At 34.5% G+C, this 472-nt stretch carries 1 pseudogene; it reads left to right on the top strand.

The features are described from left to right. A pseudogene (locus tag A6F49_RS14470) lies at positions 1–472 on the top strand (hypothetical protein); the annotation flags it as partial.

The raw sequence follows: 472 nt of genomic DNA, 5'->3' as shown, positions 1-472 counted from the left end.
GACATATACAACACAAATATATAGTAAATTAACTGGTAAAAAATGGCTCAATATCATTGGCTGGAACGGTAATTTGGCAGTGTTTATTTTATTTGGCTTCTATAGTGTTATCGGTGGTTGGATTGTCATTTACATCGGACAAGTATTATGGCAATTAGTTATATTTCAACGCATCAATCATCTCCAAGAAATGAATTTTGAAGCGGTAATATCAAATCCTTGGTTAACCGTTCTAGGGCAAGGTATATTCATATTCGCTACGATGATTATTGTCATGTTAGGTGTTGAAAAAGGATTAGAAAAGGCATCGAAAGTTATGATGCCATTGCTGTTTGTCTTTTTAATCGTCATTGTGATTAAGTCTTTAACATTAGATGGCGCCTTAGAAGGTGTGAAATTTATTTTACAACCAAGAGTATCAGAGATTACTGCTGATGGCATCTTGTTTGCGCTAGGTCAATCATTCTTTACG

Origin of the sequence: Enteractinococcus helveticum (assembly GCF_001657475.1) — a bacterium.
In the GTDB taxonomy this organism is placed as follows: Bacteria; Actinomycetota; Actinomycetes; order Actinomycetales; family Micrococcaceae; genus Yaniella; species Yaniella helvetica.
This window is presented reverse-complemented; position numbering and strand designations above follow the sequence as displayed.